The sequence below is a fragment of the Serratia sp. JSRIV004 genome, assembly GCF_019968705.1.
GTDB classification, from domain to species: domain Bacteria; phylum Pseudomonadota; class Gammaproteobacteria; order Enterobacterales; family Enterobacteriaceae; genus Chania; species Chania fonticola_B.
In genome coordinates this window covers 5,440,438-5,457,597 of sequence record NZ_CP074140.1, presented here as the reverse complement: position 1 = coordinate 5,457,597, position 17,160 = coordinate 5,440,438, and the positions used below count along the sequence as shown (strand labels likewise).

Genomic DNA, 17,160 nt, shown 5'->3' with positions numbered 1-17,160 from the left:
TACTTGATAGGCGCTCTGAATCGGCTCCCTCGCCCTTTGGGAGAGGGTTGGGGTGAGGGGAAACAGAAGACTATCAAGGCTGAGGCCAGTACTCCCGGCAGCAGGCAATCCAGGCCTGGGCGCTGTGGGAAAGATAGCTGCCCTGGCGCCAGATCAGCCCCACTTGCCACTCCATACGTGGCTCCAGCGGCAGCCAGATCAGGTTTTCTTTATCCAGCCATTGGCAGACTGGCTCCGGTAAGGTGGCAATTCCCACTCCGGCCTGCACCATCGCTGCCAGAAAATCCCACTGGCCGCTGCGTACGGCAATCTTGGGTTCGAAGCCCGCCTGCTGAAAGGCTGCCATCAGCATTTTATACAGCGTGAAGTCTTCGTTATAAATCAGGATTGGCCACTCGGCCAGCTCATTGATCGCGATGCTGGTGCGGTTGAGCCAGTGTGCCGTCTTTGGCACAACTACGCACATCGGGTGGCTTAGCAGGGGCAAAAAGGTCAACGGCTGGTCAGAGACTGCGGGCAGTATCGTCATCGCCAGATCCAATTCTCCGGTTAACACCGCCTGTTCGACCGAAAGGCCGCCCAGTTCGGAGATCTTCAGTTCGATCCCCGGATAGGTCTGGCGGAACTGACGGATCAAACCGGCGATCTGCCTGCCGACCATCGGTGGAATACCCAGCCGCAGCACCCCCTTTTTCACCGAGCTGATGTCCTCCAGTTCGGCCTCCAACTGGCGGAACTCATCGAGGATCGCCAGGCCGCGCTGATAAACCGCCTGCCCGCTGTCGGTGAGGTGCAGCTTGCGCCCTTCACGTACCAGCAGTGTGCACTCCAACTCATCTTCCAGATGGCGCAACATCTTGCTGATGGTGGGTTGGGTAACAAACAGCTTCTCGGCCGCGCGGGTGAAACTTTGCTGGCGGACCACTTCCACAAAATAACGCAGGGTGCGGACATCCACTTTGGGCTCTCCTGAAGGCGGTGCCGCCGGGAAACTATTCCCTTACGGCATGATGTTGATAATTTTAATTCATTTCAGGCAGGGTTTCCCGGCTGCGTATACTGTAAGCCTTGATTTTTTCTGAGGTTGCTTTCATGTCTCTGGCGTTACGCCGTGCTGCGCCTGCTTTGCTGACTCGCTTACAGGTGCCGATCCAGGTAGTGCTATATGCCTTGTTATTCCTGCTTGCCGATCGGCTGGTGCAACTGTTTCATCTGCCTTTGCCCGCCAATATCGTGGGGATGTTGATGATGTTGGCGCTGATCCTGCTGCGCATTTTGCCGCTCAACTGGGTAAAAGCGGGATCGCGTTGGTTACTGGCCGAAATGCTGCTGTTTTTTGTGCCAGCGGTGGTGGCGGTGGTGAACTATGCCCAACTGTTGATGGTGGAAGGCTGGAAGATTTTTCTGGTGATTGCCATCAGCACCATGCTGACGCTGGGAGCGACCGGGTTGGTGGTGGATCGCGTTTATCGCTTCGAGATCTGGCTGCAACGGCGGAAAATGCGTAATGAATGACGTGATCCTCAGCATCACCTGCCTGGTGGTGACATTGGTACTCTACTTTGCCAATAAACGGCTCTATCGCCGTCGCCGTAGCCTGCTGTTGATGCCATTGGTGCTAACGCCGATGGTATTGGTGCTATTGCTGGTGGTGACGCATATCTCGTATCAGAGCTATATCGGTGAAACGCACTGGCTGCTGTGGCTGCTTGGCCCAGCAACCATCGCTTTTGCCGTGCCGGTATATGAAAACCTGCATATTATCCGCCGCCATTGGCTTTCTCTCAGCGCCGGGGTGCTTACCGCAGTGGTGGTAGCCGTTTACAGCTCGGTGTGGCTGGCCCGTTGGTTGACGTTACCGGATGAAGTGCAGCGCAGCCTGGCGGTGCGTTCTATCACTACGCCGTTCGCGCTGGAAGCGGCGAAGCAGATGGGGGGGCAACCCGATTTGGTGGCACTGTTTGTGGTGATTACCGGCGTGTTTGGCATGGCGGTAGGCGATATTCTGTTCCTGCGCCTGTCGGTGCGCAGCGGTCTGGCGAAAGGGGCGGGGTTTGGTGCTTCTTCCCACGGTGCCGGTACCGCCAGAGCCTATGAGATAGGCCAGCAGGAAGGGGTGGTGTCTAGCCTGGTGATGATGTTGGCGGGGATTATCACGGTGATCGGGGCACCCTTGATTGGCCGGTTAATGTGGTAATCAGGGGGCTGGGTTAGCCCCCGGCAAGGCTTATCGAGCGGCCTGGATCAGGGCCACAATCAGTGGGGAAAGATCCCCACGTAACGCTGCACGTTCTGACTGGAATAGGGTAGCGGCATAAAAACGGTGCCCTGGCAGTTCCACCGAGCGCACATCGCCTTCAATGTCATGCCCACTAATGATCAGTGGGTGTTGCTCCAAATCCGCCACAAATTCAGGGTTAACACCAAAGTTACAGTGATAGCCTTCGTGAGTCTCCAGCTTGCCATAGGCGCGGGCGATCAGCGTGTTTGGCTGAAACAGGATGGTGCCGGTTTTCTCAACCAGTGAACAGCTCAGCGGTGCGATCACCAAGCGGCCCCCGCTATCGGTCTCCGCGTGGCCAGCATCGTGCCAACCCATCACATTGCGTGCATATTCCACCACCGCATATTGAAACCCACCGCAAGACCCTAGAAAGGGGATGTTCTGCTCGCGAGCATGGCGGATCGTCATAAAGACGCCGCCATCGTTGCGATAGGGGCTGCCAGGGACCACCCAGATAGCATCATAATCCTGCAGGACAGAGACATCGGTCAAAGATTCTGTGGGGAGCCACTGGGATTGGATATCAATATCGAGGTGTGAGGCGGTAAGTTGGAGAGCGACGGGGATGGCCTGGTGGGCAACGGCTTCGCTGCGGTAATCACCAATCAGAGCAAGACGAACCTGCGTTTTCATCATTTCTTTTCCTGAGCGGGTAAAAAAGGATGTTACAGCAGAGTTAAAAACGGGTCTGTGAATTTTTCAAAAGAGAGCACAAAATGCGCGAGGGGGATGGGGTACCAGAAGTGGCACCCCTGAAAGCGAGTTTAATACAGTGAAGGCGAACCCGTAGGGCGCGTTTTGAAGCGGCGATGCAGCCACAGATATTGCTCTGGAGCGCGCATGATCTCTTTTTCTACCACTTTATTCATGTAGGCGGCGGCGGCCACTTCATCGTCGATTGGGTAGTCTTCTAACGCCGGTTGGATCAATAGATCGTAACCACAGCCTTTCGGGCGACGGATCAATACTACCGGTACCAGGGCCGGTTTAGCCATGCGGGCCAGCATAAATGTCCCGCTGGTGGTGGCGGCCTGATCGACGGCAAACAGCGGGGCAAACACGCTGCCACGTGGGCCGTAATCCTGATCGGGAGCGAACCATACGGCTTCGCCGCGCTTCAGGGCTTGCACCATGCCGCGCAAATCCTTGCGATCCAGCATGGCTTTGTTCGAGCGCATGCGGCCTTTGGTCTGTGCCCATTCCATCGCCTTGTTGTTGTGTGGGCGATACATGGCCATCATCGGCTGACACAGGCCCATCGCCCGGCCGCCCAACTCCAGCGACATGAAATGCACGCCAATCACCAGCACCCCACGGCCATTTTGCTGGGCTTGTTTCAGGTGGTTGATGCCGCTCACGTTGAACCAGCGTTTCACGCGTTTATCTGACCAGAACCAGGCCATGCCGGTTTCCAGCAGGCCCATGCCGAGGGATTCGAAATTACCGATAATTTGACGTTCGCGCTGTGCTTCGTCCATCTCCGGGAAGCACAGTTCAAGATTGCGGCGGGTGATCGACACGCGGCGTTTCAGGAAGTGCATAGAGGTGCGGCCCATCCAGCCACCGAGCTTGTGCAGCAGGGGATAGGGTAGTTGAACCAGCAGGAACAGTACCGCCAGACCAAACCAGGTAAGCCAGTAGCGAGGGTGCAGTAATGCACGTTTAAAAGTTTGTGGACGCTTCATATCAACTCTGTATGCGAAATGGGGTAGAAACCTGTAGCGCATAAAGAAGCGACTCAATAGCGATACCATACTCTGACACCCAGTCATGACGATCGTTTAGCCGTTGACTAAACCTTTACATTCGAAGGGCGGTTCGCACTGCTATCAGACTTCGGAAGGACGGCTGCTCGCCAGCGAAGGGGGCTCTCGTACTCACGATTATACCACACAAAACGTGGGCGTGAGAGTGGGGGGGTGATACGTCCACAAAGGGTTATCCGGGGGCTATTTGGGTATTTCTTGTTAGTTATGTTGATTCTTTGTTTAAACGAGGTATGTCCTTCTATACTGGAAGGAAATATTTCCTTTCATTTGTACACAAGGATGGTTAATTTGAAAAAGCTTTTGATCACCGCGGCGTTAACCAGTTTTTTCGCCAGTCACCCTAGCTACGCCGCAGACAGTTACCTGGTTTATAACACGAATAATGTTGCCGTCTTCCAGGTACGTTTCTTTGATGTGGGTGATGGCCCTTTTATGCCGGACTATCCACAGCCAATTGAGTCCACCTGGGATCTGAATTACCAGCAGAAAGCAAAAATACTGGATGCCATGCGGTATTGGGCTGAAGTCATTACCCCCAGACCCGATCAATTGCCTGCCATCATCAACGTAGGTACTTTTGATGAGGTGAACGCTGCAGGCTCCAGCGAATCGGTCACCGATGGTGTAATCACCATTACCCAATTGCAGGGGGCTTTGAACGGTATTGATACCGGCGAGTTAACCTTCGGTTCTCATGGCCAATTTATCATGGGAAAAATGGATTTTGACCATATTCCCTATGTCCCTGCGCAATTACCTCGCTCCGGAAAAACGGATCTGGTCAGCGTTGCCGTTCATGAACTGGCTCATGGGCTGGGTATTTCTAATATGGCCACCGATTGGGCTGGGGAAGGGACATTTACCCCAGCTTTTGACACCGATATGCCTTTCGGTTCCTGGACTGCACATCTGCGCGATGACAATGGAAATCCGGCACGCCCCGGTCAGGTCATACTTTGTGAAGGGTGCAATAACGCCTGGGATCCGCAAGGTTTTGATGTGCGCCTTGATAAGGGGTATTTCGCAGGTAAACACGTGGATGAAGTGCTGGCGGGGGCCATGCCTGGTATTCCGGTGAGAATGTTGGCTGACGATGGCTCGGTTGACGATAACTATATGAGCCACATTGAGCTGAAAAACAGCATGATGAGCCATCAGAATTACCGCAACTACACCACGTTTATGGAAGCCGAGTTGGCGTTATTGCAGGACATGGATTATCAGATCGATCGGCGTAATTTCTTCGGCTTTTCGCTCTACGGTGATGGGCAGACGCTGGTTAATCGACACGGTTACTTTTTACGTAACAAGCAGGGCGATGGCTACATCACGGGGAAGTATAATACCGCGACATTGGGCGTTGGCTTACATGTTTACGGCAGTAACAATCACATCTCCCAGCAAGCGGATCTGTTAACGCAGGGCGCCGGTGGGGCAGGTATTCGTATCGATGGGCAAAACAACACGCTGAACGTTGAGCCTGGCACTCGCGTCTACGCCGACGGGATGAATGGCCGCGGCGTGATGTTTGCTTATGGTAAGAACCATAATCTAATTCAGCGAGGCGATGTTCAAGCGCTAGGCGCTAATGGCGTTGCCCTCAGTTTTGATTTTGGCAACAACCTGCTGGGCAACGATGTGGATTACCGGGGCTCCTGGATACATTATGTTGGCGGGGAGGCTGCAACATTATTGCCAGAGCTACAGGGGGCGCTGGTCAATAATGCGGATATTAGCGGCCGGGTTGCCGCTAAAGGTGCGGCGATGTATATCTCGCAAAACGCGTTGGTCAACCATATCAATCTGTTAAATGGTGCCCAGTTGGAAGGGAATATCTACTCGGATTATAACCAGTTGGATGATCATGGCCAGCAGCGCCTGACCCAGTTTACCTTTGGGCGCCTGGCCAATTTGCAAGGGCAGGCCACCGATCAGGCAGACCCCAGTTTCCGGTTCAACTATCGGGGAAATATTGAAGGTATCGACAATCTGGCGCTGAGCACTCGCGGGGGGATAACTTCGCTTAATGGCCACCACCAGATTTACAGCATGTCTATCGCACCAGGCTCCACGCTGGCTGGCAACAGCGATTATACCTTGAACCCGGCGGGCCGCTTTGTGAATGACGGTATCCTCGCGCCAGGTAATTCGCTAGGGCAAATCGAGGTCACGGGTCTCTATCAACAGGGCGAGAATGGGCAGTTGCTGTTAGAGGTCGATGGCCGTGGTGGACACGATACCTTGCAGGTAAATGGCCATGCTGAATTTAATGGTCAACTGACGTTCGCACCGCAGCCAGACTGGTATGCAACAGACTGGCGGCTGGATTCGGGCGAGATGCTGAAAGCCACCTCGCATAGCGGAGAATTCCGTACGGTGAACGGCTTACTCAGTTCGCCTACGCTGACCTTGCAGGCAACGCCGCAGGGTGAGGATCGTTGGCAACTCGCGATGCTGCGTGCTGACAACGCCTACAGCCAGTATGCGCAGGACAACAATGCTCGGCAGGTCGGCCAGGCGTTGGACCATATCGTTTCGGGCGCGGGTGCAGACATCCAGCCGCTGTACCGTACGCTGGACTTTTCTGCCGCCGACGGTGGGAGTATCAGCAGCGCTTTGCCGCAGCTCTCTCCTGCTGCGTACAGTGCGATGTTCGCCAGCTCTCTCAATCGTGAACAGCAGATTACGCGGATTGTCAGCGGATCTCATCCCACCACGCCAGAGCAGCAGGTTGCAGGCGAATGGCATAGTTTTGCCATACCCTTTGGTGGCGGTTTCTGGCAGCAGCGCCAGGGTAGTCAGGTTGGCTATGATGCCAGCAGCTACGGCATAGTCTTTGGTGCAGACAAGCGCAGCGAACAGAATAGCGACTGGGTTTATGGCTTCCATGGTGCGGTCAGTGGACAATCGGTAACGGTCAAATCACCGGAGAACGCCAGCGGTAAAACCACGGCTTTCGATCTGGGTATCCAGGCTCGTTATGCCGCCGATCGGCAAGCGGGGATGTATTTATTCGGCAATGGCCGGTTTGGCATTGAAGATAGCCGTTTGGATCGCAGCATCAGCGTCGAGACTTATCAAGCGAGCCAACATGCCAGTTGGACCGGCCTGGCGGGTTCTGTTGCTGCTGGTGGCGGTTATCGTTGGGCGTTGAATGACCAATGGAGCGCTGGCCCTGTGGCCGCACTGAATTACACAACCCTGCATCGCCCAAGCGTGACGGAAACGGGCAATGACAGTAGCCGCCTGGCGCTAGGTTCGAGCACTTTTGATTCTCTGCGCTCCAGCATTGGGGTCAACAGCAGTTGGGATCTTCCGCTCTCTTCGGGCGCGGCTATTGCTGCCGATCTGCAACTGACCTGGGATCATGAGTTGCTGGATAGCGACGTATCGCAAGAAGCCTCTTTCGCCAACTATCGGGCGGCAAGCTTCAGCAACAAGAATCAGGTGACTGGGCGTGACTCCATGGGGGTGAAAGCCGGGGTTCGTTACCAAATCAATAGGGATGTGGAGCTGGGCTTGGGGGTAGAGAGCGATCTGTTCCGTTCTGGCTATGACTCGGTAGCAGGTAACCTGTCGGCCACCTGGCGTTTCTGACAGGCCGGTATGATAAAAGAAAAAGGCGCTTACCGAATGAGGTAAAAGCGCCTTTTTTCAACATCTTAACTGATTGTTATCAGTTCATGCCGTATTCTATAAACCACTGTTTTTTATGGTTTAATAGTGTTCATTAGTGGTTGTATAACCTTTTGATATTTATTGGTTAATGGCCTATTCTTGTTCATGTCCGTTTATGCTTGTTTATTGAGATGCGGAGAACGGTGTAGTCTATGGTGTAGTCAGTGTAACGTATGAACTGAGATTTATATGGCTAGTGGAACGAATAAACTTAGCGATGCTACGCTGAGAAAAATGATAGGGCGGGAGAGTCCAGGCGATAACTTTTACGCTGACGGTGACGGCCTGAGCATCAAAGTAACCAAGTCCGGTGTTATGACCTGGTTGTTTGCCTATCGCCTCGGTGGCCGCGAAACCCAACCGCAACGCTTGAGGTTGGGGAACTACCCGGATATGACTCTTAAGGTGGCGAGGGAAAGACGCGATCAATGCCGTTCCTGGCTAGCCGAAGGCAAAGACCCCAAGCACCAGTTAAACCTTGCGACAGCCGAAACCTTAAAGCCGGTCACCGTTGAAGATGCCTTAAAATACTGGATTAGGGAGTATGCCGAAGATCACCGTGCCAACGTCGAACGGCACAAGGCCCAACTCGAAAAGCATATTTACCCCTACATTGGTGATCTGCCTTTGTCGCAGTGTGAAACGCACCATTGGCTTGAATGCTTCGACCGGATGAAAAAAGAAGCCCCCGTGGCTGCCGGTTACGTTTTCCAGATGAGCAAGCAGGCTCTTAAGTTCTGCCGAGTTCGCCGCTATGCCATCAGCAACGCCTTGGATGATCTGACCATACCTGATGTAGGCAGCAAGCAGGATAAAGGCGACAGAAGCCATACAGACGATGAGATCGGCCAACTATGGCAGGCCAGCCAGCAATTAAAATTTAAACCTTACTATGCCGCCATGTTGCGCCTGCTGGTGGTGTTTGGCTGCCGTTCTCAGGAAGTCAGGTTGTCTACCTGGTCAGAATGGGATCTGAAAAAGTGGGTATGGACGGTACCCAAGGAACACAGCAAGGGGGGAGCTAAAATAGTTCGTCCAGTGCCAGAAGCCATGAGGCCGTTTATCGAGGATTTACACCGCCAGCATAAAGACAGCGGCTTACTACTGGGTGAGATAAAGGAATCAAGCGCGGTAAGTGCCTGGGGCCGTCTGGTCTGGAAGCGTTTAGGCCACGTCGAACCCTGGTCACTTCACGATATCCGGCGCACGTTCGCCACCAAACTTAATGATCTGGGTGTTGCCCCGCACGTTGTTGAACAGTTGCTCGGCCATATCATGCCGGGAGTGATGGCGGTGTATAACCTTAGCCAATATATGCCGGAAAAGCTGGTGGCGCTGAATATGTGGTATGAGCGCTTGGGACTGCTGGCCGGTGAACATGATAATGTTATTTTGTTGCAGGTGAAAAAATGAACTTACCAGAGCGCTTATACTATCCGTTAGATAAAGCAGCTAAAGAACTTGGGTGTGATATATCAGATATCATACATTACGGGGCAAATGGCTTTGTAAAGGTATGCATTAAGGTGTACTCGTCGGGTAAAGGATTTCATAGTGATAATGACGATTGGTCGCCTAACCTGTTAGTTAATTATGACTCTATAAATGGAATCGTGTCCAAAGAAGATGTTACATACGAAGAAGATGAGTTTGGAGGGAGGTTAGTCTGTTACTCTCAGGAATTTAACTTTATTAACTCATATTTAAAATTATCTGGCAGGGTTGATTTTTGGCTTGAGGATGAAAGTTTGCAAGTAGTCGATTCAAGTGCCGTCGCCTATGGAGTGTACGGGCTTGTTGAGGTTTCAGAAAGAGATTTGTATGTTAATGAAATGAATTTAATCAATAATGAAAGCATCATGGTAAGTTCTTTTACCTTACCCTGCGATGCAACTAATAATAATATAAATGGCTATTTCCGCCTGCCTGGTGACTGTATTTATAATGATGAGCTTATAAGTAAGGATGACAATGCGTTGCGAGAAAATGGCATTGAGAATTCCTTATCTCACGAATCTGGTGTGCTAGTGAATATTAATAATTTGCTAATCACAAAAGATGAGCTAGACCGCTTAAGTGGAAAGTTAAGTGATGAGAATATAATTAACACAAATCCTATAGATGAGGATAACCCTAAGTCATTAGCCAAGAAAGCTGAAATAATACCAGCGCTTATAAGATTATTGCCAGATTTTAAAAATGCTGACATTGATATGATGCCTGTTAGTAAAATTAAGAATGTGATTGAGAGCCTTGCAGCTACAAATGGCGTAGATCTTCCAGATACACACATTCAAACATGGCAAAAATACTTAGGAAGGAATAGACCAAGAAAGTGATATCACATAGAGGTAAAGTGATTTCACACATCTTAAATTGTTTCTTCTAAAGAATGTCCTCGAACTTTAACGAACGAGGGCATTTCTTTATGAACAATCAAGTAACCTTCACCGATCGCACTATCCGTGAACCAGAGTGCCGACAAATCACCGGTTTATGCCGTACCACTCGCTACCTGATGGAAAGAGAAGGTAAATTCCCTGCCCGCCGTAAACTCGGTGGCCGCGCCGTGGGCTGGATGCTTTCTGAGATCCAGGCATGGCAGCAAAGTCAGCCAAAAGTAACCTCCAATAAAGCAGCATGAGGTGGGATATGAAAACTGAAAATATGGCGATAACAGGCCAGGGGCGCACTCACGCCAAAAATCAGGTTAGCGATATTTCGGTGATCTGTTTCGAAGGCCACAAGGTTCAGATTGTACAGTTGAACGGTGAGCCCTGGTTCATTGCAAAAGACGTTTGCAAAGCGTTGGGGGTTGTTAACTCGCGTGACGCTCTTACTGCACTGGATGACGATGAAAAGAATACTGTAGCTTTAACCTACGGTATTCGCGGTAACCCCAATCGTGGGGTTGTCTCGGAGTCTGGGTTTTATAAATTGATTACCCGCAGTCGTAAGGCCAGCATCCAAGGTACATTCGCCCACCGGTTCAGTAACTGGGTATTCCGTGAAGTTATCCCGTCGATCCGCAAATTTGGCGCTTATGGCATCCCGTGGGCATTGCTGCATGACTTTACCCGTCGCTCTGATGATTCAGTAGACCGCGGCAGTCGAGCAGGGAAGGCGTTAGTGGTCCGGAAGGTTGAAAAGCACCAGTTGGCACACGAAGAGAAGCGCCTTTTGGACTGCTATCAGCCGCGGTTGGCATTGGGAGGGGAACCGGATGCCTAATAAAACAAAAGCGGCCTTGCAGGGCCGCCAGTGTCAACGCATAAAACTTAAGCCAGTGCAGATTATCACATTGATCGATCAGGTCAAGTTAACCCCGCCATTGGCGCAGTTCAATAAATTAACAGTTCACATTGAGCCACTGACACAAACTAACGGAATCCCTGCAGTTACCTTTTACTCAATTAGAGGGAAAGCACCTGTTACCGGAAACTCAGTATCGGTAATTGAGGGTATTCCCCCAGTGGGGGTAAAGGGGTATCCGGCATTGTCGCACACCCCTACCGATCTGCCTGTGATTCTCAACTTTCCCCAATGGGGGAAGTTGCACCAGGCATCGGCGTACGTCCCAGGCGATAACCACTCAACGAAAATTTTCGTTCAGTTCTTTGAGTCTGATTTTAAGCTGAATGAGGGATTAACTAAGTTGCCTGAGCTTGTGTCATTGGTTACTTTGATGTCCCCAGACACAAGTCCTTTTAAGCCCCAATATGCAATTGACCCGGCGATTAATACTAAAATAACTAACCATTTGCTTGGCACAATAAACCTCCTTTTACAGCCTTATGCTTTTGGCTCAATGCCACGTTGCTGCAATTCTTTGCGGATGATGCGCTTTATCCAGGCTGCAAGTGACTCATCGCCATCTTGCCGTTGTGCATCTTCCATCAAATCGCGCAGTTCAGGATCTAGTCGAAATTGGAATGGTGGATTGCCACGTCTTTCATTTTTGTGTGTTGACACGTTCAGTACACCCGATGTAGTGTGTTTATGTGTAATTACACATTACATGCACATGAATGAAAAGGCAACGCCCCGAAGTGGTGGAACACTGCCGAGGCGTCTAACCAAACCGTTATATGAGGTAACGATCATGGCTGACATCAAGTCTACCCAAACTCGCCCTAAATTTACATTCCTGTTCCTGGCTATCTATCCCAACGGCGGCAGGCCTACCGTCTTACGCACCGACGCAGATACGGAGAAAGAAGCCCGGCTCAAAATTGAGCGCACTGATTTCACTCTGATTTTTGCTGCTCAGATCCGCACTGAAAGCCCGTTGCACTTTCACCGTATCGATCTGGATTCCGGCCGCATTGAGTTCATGCACCAGCGTTACCAAGCCTCTACGGAGGTACGTCATGTTTAAAATTATCGTCACCACCACGAACCACCGCACCGGCAAAACCACAGTAGAAACCTGCCGCCGCCACTATAAAACCTATCGCGGTGCCGAGAAAGCTGCTCAGGGTATGCGCTGGGTATGTAGGCCGGATGGCGTAACCGCCACCGAGGAAGTTTCCGCTGAGGTTGTGGAGGTGCGCCATGCGTAAATACACGATGGTCGACATGCCCGATCAGTTCCGCTCTATATCTGTCCTGTTGGCTGCTGCAATGGAAATGGATGAGACAGATGAATACGAGCGCGAACTCGCTTTTACTTTGGTCGATCGGGCTTTAATTCGTTCTCGTAAATTAGCCGAGGAACTGGAAAGCAAGGAGGCTCGCAATGCGTGATATTTACCATGCACTTGTAACCCATGACTTTAGCAACCTATCCGACACGGAGTTAGTTGAGTCACGCAATACCTTTGGTGATGCCAGTACAGGCATTCATTCGGCATTGCAGGTGATCGGCAACCTGATCATGGAAGTTGAGGTAGGGGAGGATTACACGCCAGAGGATGCCAGCCGTGATTTGTTATTGGTTGGTGCGGTGCTCAAATACCTCCCTCGAATGGCTATGGCGCTCGAACTGAACAGCGGCAACGCAGATTTTGAACTGAAAAAGCGCAAGGGGATTAGCAAATGATCAGCCAAGTGAAATACAACGAACTGGAGAAGCGTGTAGAAGCGCTTGAGCTGGCCTTTGCCGCTATGAACCAAAAAGACACTGCACCGGAAGGCATGGCCCCATTAACCACGCTGGCGGCTGAAATGGGTCTATCCACCAGCAAGGCGGAGGAGCTGGCGCGTAACTGTGGAGTGATGATCGTTCGCCAGGGTAACGGCCACATTGTGCATGAAGCGAAATTCCGTGAGGCGGCGCTGATCGTTATCAAGGGCGCCAAGCGTAAATACGGCAGTAAATACTGGTTCCACCCGCTGATCGGCAAATTCATCATGACAGTGAGGCCAAAGGTATGAGCAAGCCACAGAAGGTTAATACCAACCAATGGCCGAATGAGCTATTTTCCTGCGTCTACCGTTGGGTTAACGGTCGCCCGATAGAGAAAGCTGTAGCGGCAAAGGCCATACTGCAAACAACAACTGGAACGCCACTCAATGATCTGGCTGTGCGGCTGAGTGCGTTTGCGATCGGGAATGTCACTCCTGAATGGCTGACTGATAACGGGTTTTCCTCCAACTTAGCCCCTGAACCGGCCAGGGAGAAGCGCGAAGCGGTGGTGTTGGAGTTTATCAGCCGTAAAGAGCTGGTGGCCGTGCTGGCCGACGCTGATCGGATTAATAGCCTGTTCAACGCCGCCCCGCCACCGGTCGAACAAGCAGCAACCCCAGCCCTTAACCAGATGGGAGCCAGCCAGCGCGGCGATGTGCTTCTGGCTCGCTACAGTGGCGCACTGGCAATCAATGGTGACTCAGACACCGTGCATCATTATGACGGGGTGATCTGGAAGCCTATTGCCGATAAAGAGCTACAGCGGGCAATGGCGGCGATCTACCGAGAGGCAGAGATCTCTTACTCACAGCCAGGTATCAAATCCGCTGTAGATACCATGAAACTGAGCCTACCCCGGATGGGGGCCACGGAACGGCACCTTATCGGGTTCACCAATGGCGTGTTTGACACCAAGGCCGGTGAGTTCAGACCGCACCGCCGAGAAGACTGGTTGCTGATCGCCAGCAGTGTCGAATTCAGCCAGGCGCACGAAGGGGAAACGCTGGCCACCCATGCGCCGAATTTCTGGAAGTGGTTAACCCGCTCCACAGGGGGTAATACCCGTAAAGCCGATCGGGTACTGGCTGCGCTCTACATGGTGATGGCGAACCGGTATGACTGGCAGCTATTCCTTGAGGTCACTGGGCCGGGCGGCAGTGGTAAAAGCGTGTTTGCCGAGGTCTGCACCATGCTAGCCGGCAAGGGTAATACAGTGGCCGCCAGCATGTCTTCACTGGAGAACCCCAAGGAACGGGAGCTGATTGTCGGTGCGTCGCTGATCGTGCTCTCTGATATGGCTAGGTATGCCGGTGACGGCTCAGGGATCAAAGCCATTACGGGCGGCGACAAGGTGGCCGTAGACCCGAAATACAAAGCGCCGTACTCGATGCGGATCCCTGCTGTCGTGCTGGCAGTGAACAACAACTCCATGACCTTTAGCGACCGCAGCGGGGGCATATCAAGGCGGCGGGTGATTTTTAACTTTGCTGATGTGGTGCCGGATGGGGAGCGCGATATTCACCTACCTGAAAAGATTGAGGCAGAACTGGCGGTTATCATCCGGCACCTGTTAACCCGCTTTGCCAAGCAACAGGAGGCCAAAGGGCTTTTACTGGAACAGCGGCAATCTGAGGAGGCATTAGCCGTCAAGCGTGAGGGTGATTCGCTGGTGGACTTTTGCGGCTACCTGATGGCTATGGTGGAATGTGAGGGGATGTTTATTGGTAATGCCGAGATAATCCCCTTTGCCCCGCGCCGTTATCTGTACCACGCCTATATGGCCTACATGTCAGCGCATGGCCTGGGTAAGCCAGTATCATTAACCCGGTTCGGTAAGGATATGCCGGGATCGATGGCTGAGTATGGCAAGGAGTACAAGAAGGCCGAATCTAAGAAGAAGGCAACCCGTGGACGTATTCAGTCCAACATCACGTTGCTGGATGAGGCTGAAGAGTGGCTGCCAGCCGCCACGGGAGGCGGTGACCCTATGGGTAACGAGCAAGGAATATAGTTTTTTCTTAAATAAACTGTCTGAACTGTCCGCCCTTATAATAAAAATGTAATAAATACATATAATTAAATAGGGCGGACAGTGGGCGGACAGTTGGTATTAAGTGTCTGAACCGTCCGCCCTTAGGCGGGTAGTTTGGGCGGGTAGTGGCGGACAGTTTTGTACCAACTGTCTGACTGCTTAAATTTATGATTTATATTGATAAAATGGCAAGGGCGGACAGTACGGACAGTTTTAGGGGTAAAAAACTTTTCTCTATGAAATGGGGGTAAAAAATGACACAGCCTAGCCAAAGAAGATCGGGCATTGAAATACTGGATATGCACCCTGCGCGTCAAGGTATCAGGGTGAAGATAGTCAACCGCAAAACAGAAGAGGTTGTCGCGGTACATGATGTGATCAGCTATGTCGATGTGAACTACTGGCATATCTTTAGCGATGAGCCAGTGAAACAAGTGCTTCCGTGTATTAAGGTGAATGGTGAGGCAATCCCATTAGACGTGCCAGCGGGCCATAAATTAGTAACCGAGTATATTTAACGAAGAAGGTGATATGGAAAGATTACTTGAAATTAAACGCCGTGTTGATGATATTTCTGAGGATTTGAATGTCATGTATCCACGGTATAAAGCAGATAAGGCTATTAGCGATAAAGTCACCGAGTTGAAAGAATATGCTCAGTCTGCACTGAAAGAAATTCAAGGGCAGCTTAAACGTGGTGAGTTAACTCCCTTTGAGAAACATTTTGTTGAACCCGCTATTTACGGCGCCTACATGAAAGGGATCGACAAAATCAGGAAAGGGGCCAAGCCGAGTGCCAGACTGACTGATTTAATTTACGAAACAGATAGCACTATCGGTTATTGGATATGTGAGATTGAGGCATTCCAGAAAAAAGAAGTGTAAATATTCTGTTCGTGATTGTTTATTGGTGTTCAGTACAAAAACACCCTGTTTACTATTTTATTTAGCTGTATATGTTGAGGGGTGACACTCCGACGGGAGCCGTCACTTAGCCGTTTAACTCCCACCTTTCCGCACCGGAATTTTGTTAAACGGCTTCACCCTCTGAATTGGTTTCCCGTCTGTATTCACACTATACGGAAACCGCTATGAAAAAATTGATTGAACTCCGCCAGAAGAAAGCCGAACTCGCCACCCAAATGCGATCCCTGCTGACCAAGGCCGAAGATGAGAAACGCAGCCTTACCACCGAAGAGGCGACCCAGTTCGACGAACTCCGCACCCAGACCGACACCCTAATGGTTGATATTGGCCGCTATGAAGCCCTGGCCGATGAAGAACGCGCCCAAGGTGGCAAGGCCAAGCCAGCTAAAGAAGGTAAGACCATCACCAATGAAGAGTTGCGTCACTACATCCTGACTGGCGAAACTCGCATGTTATCGACCACCGTCAATGAGAGCGGCGGCTATTCCGTTATCCCTGAGCTGGATACCGAGATCATGCGCATGTTGGCGGATGAAAGCGTGATGCGCCAGATTTGTACGGTGAAGACCACCAAATCCAACGAATACAAAAAACTCGTGTCCGTAGGCGGCGCGGCGGTAGGACGTGGCACCGAAGGTGAAGCCCGTAACGAAACCGCGACGCCTAAGCTGGAAGAGGTCAGTATCAAGCTGAACCCTATCTATGCTTACCCAAAAACCACTCAGGAAATCCTCGACTTTAGCGACGTGGATATTCTGGGCTGGCTGACCGAAGAGATCAGCGACACCTTTGCCGAAACTGAAGAAACCGACCTGGTGAACGGTGACGGGGCGAAAAAATCCAAAGGCTTCCTGGCCTATCCCCGCGCCGCGACTGGTGACCGTGCTCGCCCGTTCGGCACCCTGGAGAAAATGGTTTCCGCTGGCACCACCCCCACCGCTGATGAGCTGATCGATCTGGTCTTCAAGCTGCGCCGCCGCTACCGCAAAAATGCCGTATGGGCGATGAACTCCAACACCGCCGCCATGCTGCAAAAGCTGAAGAACGGCAACGGGGATTACATCTGGCGTGATCGTCTGCAAGCCGGTGATCCGGATATGTTGCTGGGCCACCCGGTTCACTACCTGGAGAACATGCCCGACGCCGCAGCAGGCCAGCCAGTAATCGCTGTGGGCGACTTCAAGCGCGGCTATTTCATCGTGGATCACGATACCGGCACCCGGACCCGCCCGGACAACATCACCGAGCCTGGCTTCTACAAGGTGCATACCGATAAGTATCTGGGCGGTGGGCTGATGGACTCCAACGCCATCAAGGTATTGGAAATCAAAAAGTAAGTATC

At 51.8% G+C, this 17,160-nt stretch carries 20 protein-coding genes; 16 read left to right on the top strand and 4 right to left on the bottom strand.

The features are described 5' to 3' along the window. Positions 1-73 precede the first annotated feature (73 nt). Positions 74-958, bottom strand: coding sequence for a LysR family transcriptional regulator (locus KGP21_RS25935; protein ID WP_094981540.1), 885 nt, complete (start codon positions 956-958; stop codon positions 74-76). Between the two features lie 134 nt (positions 959-1,092). On the opposite strand from KGP21_RS25935, the gene KGP21_RS25930 reads away from it, so the two are divergent. Both KGP21_RS25930 and KGP21_RS25925 read left to right on the top strand, forming a co-directional pair. Then, entirely contained in the window at positions 1,093-1,515 is a 423-nt protein-coding gene (locus KGP21_RS25930; RefSeq protein ID WP_059199016.1) for a CidA/LrgA family protein, read from the top strand. Continuing rightward, positions 1,508-2,197, top strand: a complete 690-nt coding sequence (locus tag KGP21_RS25925; RefSeq protein WP_021180789.1) for an LrgB family protein — start codon at positions 1,508-1,510, stop codon at positions 2,195-2,197. The genes KGP21_RS25930 and KGP21_RS25925 overlap by 8 nt, the downstream gene beginning before the upstream one ends. Before the next feature lie 30 nt (positions 2,198-2,227). Here KGP21_RS25925 and KGP21_RS25920 read toward each other — a convergent pair whose 3' ends face one another. Then, positions 2,228-2,917 carry a CTP synthase gene (locus KGP21_RS25920; RefSeq protein WP_094981542.1) on the bottom strand — a complete coding sequence of 230 codons (690 nt, stop codon included), beginning with the start codon at positions 2,915-2,917 and terminating at the stop codon, positions 2,228-2,230. A gap of 131 nt (positions 2,918-3,048) precedes the next feature. Next, on the bottom strand, positions 3,049-3,969 hold the full coding sequence (lpxP, locus tag KGP21_RS25915; RefSeq protein WP_223500461.1) for a kdo(2)-lipid IV(A) palmitoleoyltransferase: 921 nt from the start codon (positions 3,967-3,969) through the stop codon (positions 3,049-3,051). Positions 3,970-4,332: 363 nt separating this feature from the next. Between lpxP and KGP21_RS25910 the strand changes: the two genes are divergently transcribed. The 5 genes from KGP21_RS25910 to KGP21_RS25890 all read left to right on the top strand — a co-directional run bounded on the left by KGP21_RS25910 (position 4,333) and on the right by KGP21_RS25890 (position 10,962). Next, positions 4,333-7,650: an autotransporter domain-containing protein gene (locus tag KGP21_RS25910; RefSeq protein ID WP_223536528.1), complete on the top strand. Its 3,318-nt coding sequence runs from the start codon at positions 4,333-4,335 to the stop codon at positions 7,648-7,650. A 270-nt stretch (positions 7,651-7,920) separates the two neighbouring features. Further along, on the top strand, positions 7,921-9,144 hold the full coding sequence (locus KGP21_RS25905; RefSeq protein WP_223536526.1) for a site-specific integrase: 1,224 nt from the start codon (positions 7,921-7,923) through the stop codon (positions 9,142-9,144). Beyond that, positions 9,141-10,070 carry a hypothetical protein gene (locus KGP21_RS25900; protein ID WP_223536524.1) on the top strand — a complete coding sequence of 310 codons (930 nt, stop codon included), beginning with the start codon at positions 9,141-9,143 and terminating at the stop codon, positions 10,068-10,070. The genes KGP21_RS25905 and KGP21_RS25900 overlap by 4 nt, the downstream gene beginning before the upstream one ends. A gap of 89 nt (positions 10,071-10,159) precedes the next feature. Beyond that, positions 10,160-10,375, top strand: a complete 216-nt coding sequence (locus tag KGP21_RS25895; protein WP_223536521.1) for an AlpA family transcriptional regulator — start codon at positions 10,160-10,162, stop codon at positions 10,373-10,375. An 8-nt stretch (positions 10,376-10,383) separates the two neighbouring features. Next, entirely contained in the window at positions 10,384-10,962 is a 579-nt protein-coding gene (locus tag KGP21_RS25890; protein ID WP_223536519.1) for a BRO family protein, read from the top strand. A gap of 561 nt (positions 10,963-11,523) precedes the next feature. On the opposite strand, the gene KGP21_RS25885 is transcribed toward KGP21_RS25890, so the two are convergent. Continuing rightward, positions 11,524-11,703 carry a hypothetical protein gene (locus KGP21_RS25885; protein WP_223536516.1) on the bottom strand — a complete coding sequence of 60 codons (180 nt, stop codon included), beginning with the start codon at positions 11,701-11,703 and terminating at the stop codon, positions 11,524-11,526. A gap of 130 nt (positions 11,704-11,833) precedes the next feature. Between KGP21_RS25885 and KGP21_RS25880 the strand changes: the two genes are divergently transcribed. The 9 genes from KGP21_RS25880 (at position 11,834) to KGP21_RS25840 (ending at position 17,155) form a co-directional block, all read left to right on the top strand. Continuing rightward, positions 11,834-12,109, top strand: a complete 276-nt coding sequence (locus tag KGP21_RS25880) for a host cell division inhibitor Icd-like protein (protein ID WP_223536513.1) — start codon at positions 11,834-11,836, stop codon at positions 12,107-12,109. Next, the gene (locus KGP21_RS25875; RefSeq protein WP_223536511.1) at positions 12,102-12,293 is read left to right on the top strand and encodes a hypothetical protein; all 192 of its coding nucleotides are present in this window, start codon (positions 12,102-12,104) and stop codon (positions 12,291-12,293) included. The genes KGP21_RS25880 and KGP21_RS25875 overlap by 8 nt, the downstream gene beginning before the upstream one ends. Next, complete coding sequence (locus tag KGP21_RS25870) at positions 12,286-12,477, top strand: hypothetical protein (protein ID WP_223536508.1); 192 nt, start codon at positions 12,286-12,288, stop codon at positions 12,475-12,477. Before KGP21_RS25875 ends, KGP21_RS25870 begins: the two co-directional genes overlap by 8 nt. Further along, the gene (locus KGP21_RS25865) at positions 12,470-12,772 is read left to right on the top strand and encodes a hypothetical protein (protein WP_223536507.1); all 303 of its coding nucleotides are present in this window, start codon (positions 12,470-12,472) and stop codon (positions 12,770-12,772) included. The genes KGP21_RS25870 and KGP21_RS25865 overlap by 8 nt, the downstream gene beginning before the upstream one ends. Further along, positions 12,769-13,107: a hypothetical protein gene (locus KGP21_RS25860; protein ID WP_223536505.1), complete on the top strand. Its 339-nt coding sequence runs from the start codon at positions 12,769-12,771 to the stop codon at positions 13,105-13,107. The genes KGP21_RS25865 and KGP21_RS25860 overlap by 4 nt, the downstream gene beginning before the upstream one ends. Continuing rightward, positions 13,104-14,870 (top strand): phage/plasmid primase, P4 family, encoded by a 1,767-nt coding sequence (locus KGP21_RS25855; RefSeq protein WP_223536502.1) that lies wholly within the window; start codon positions 13,104-13,106, stop codon positions 14,868-14,870. The genes KGP21_RS25860 and KGP21_RS25855 overlap by 4 nt, the downstream gene beginning before the upstream one ends. 275 nt (positions 14,871-15,145) lie before the next feature. Beyond that, the gene (locus KGP21_RS25850) at positions 15,146-15,409 is read left to right on the top strand and encodes a hypothetical protein (RefSeq protein ID WP_223536499.1); all 264 of its coding nucleotides are present in this window, start codon (positions 15,146-15,148) and stop codon (positions 15,407-15,409) included. Between the two features lie 13 nt (positions 15,410-15,422). Then, entirely contained in the window at positions 15,423-15,776 is a 354-nt protein-coding gene (locus tag KGP21_RS25845) for a hypothetical protein (RefSeq protein WP_223536497.1), read from the top strand. Positions 15,777-15,982: 206 nt separating this feature from the next. Further along, positions 15,983-17,155 carry a phage major capsid protein gene (locus KGP21_RS25840; RefSeq protein WP_223536496.1) on the top strand — a complete coding sequence of 391 codons (1,173 nt, stop codon included), beginning with the start codon at positions 15,983-15,985 and terminating at the stop codon, positions 17,153-17,155. Positions 17,156-17,160: the final 5 nt, after the last annotated feature.

Excerpts from the sequence above, each read along its gene's own strand:
- KGP21_RS25930 (WP_059199016.1), top strand. The coding sequence starts at position 1,093 with ATGTCTCTGGCGTTACGCCGTGCTGCGCCTGCTTTGCTGACTCGCTTA.
- KGP21_RS25925 (WP_021180789.1), top strand. The coding sequence starts at position 1,508 with ATGAATGACGTGATCCTCAGCATCACCTGCCTGGTGGTGACATTGGTA.
- KGP21_RS25920 (WP_094981542.1), bottom strand. The coding sequence starts at position 2,917 with ATGAAAACGCAGGTTCGTCTTGCTCTGATTGGTGATTACCGCAGCGAA.
- lpxP (WP_223500461.1), bottom strand. The coding sequence starts at position 3,969 with ATGAAGCGTCCACAAACTTTTAAACGTGCATTACTGCACCCTCGCTAC.
- KGP21_RS25910 (WP_223536528.1), top strand. The coding sequence starts at position 4,333 with ATGGTTAATTTGAAAAAGCTTTTGATCACCGCGGCGTTAACCAGTTTT.
- KGP21_RS25905 (WP_223536526.1), top strand. The coding sequence starts at position 7,921 with ATGGCTAGTGGAACGAATAAACTTAGCGATGCTACGCTGAGAAAAATG.
- KGP21_RS25900 (WP_223536524.1), top strand. The coding sequence starts at position 9,141 with ATGAACTTACCAGAGCGCTTATACTATCCGTTAGATAAAGCAGCTAAA.
- KGP21_RS25895 (WP_223536521.1), top strand. The coding sequence starts at position 10,160 with ATGAACAATCAAGTAACCTTCACCGATCGCACTATCCGTGAACCAGAG.
- KGP21_RS25890 (WP_223536519.1), top strand. The coding sequence starts at position 10,384 with ATGAAAACTGAAAATATGGCGATAACAGGCCAGGGGCGCACTCACGCC.
- KGP21_RS25880 (WP_223536513.1), top strand. The coding sequence starts at position 11,834 with ATGGCTGACATCAAGTCTACCCAAACTCGCCCTAAATTTACATTCCTG.
- KGP21_RS25875 (WP_223536511.1), top strand. The coding sequence starts at position 12,102 with ATGTTTAAAATTATCGTCACCACCACGAACCACCGCACCGGCAAAACC.
- KGP21_RS25870 (WP_223536508.1), top strand. The coding sequence starts at position 12,286 with ATGCGTAAATACACGATGGTCGACATGCCCGATCAGTTCCGCTCTATA.
- KGP21_RS25865 (WP_223536507.1), top strand. The coding sequence starts at position 12,470 with ATGCGTGATATTTACCATGCACTTGTAACCCATGACTTTAGCAACCTA.
- KGP21_RS25860 (WP_223536505.1), top strand. The coding sequence starts at position 12,769 with ATGATCAGCCAAGTGAAATACAACGAACTGGAGAAGCGTGTAGAAGCG.
- KGP21_RS25855 (WP_223536502.1), top strand. The coding sequence starts at position 13,104 with ATGAGCAAGCCACAGAAGGTTAATACCAACCAATGGCCGAATGAGCTA.
- KGP21_RS25850 (WP_223536499.1), top strand. The coding sequence starts at position 15,146 with ATGACACAGCCTAGCCAAAGAAGATCGGGCATTGAAATACTGGATATG.
- KGP21_RS25845 (WP_223536497.1), top strand. The coding sequence starts at position 15,423 with ATGGAAAGATTACTTGAAATTAAACGCCGTGTTGATGATATTTCTGAG.
- KGP21_RS25840 (WP_223536496.1), top strand. The coding sequence starts at position 15,983 with ATGAAAAAATTGATTGAACTCCGCCAGAAGAAAGCCGAACTCGCCACC.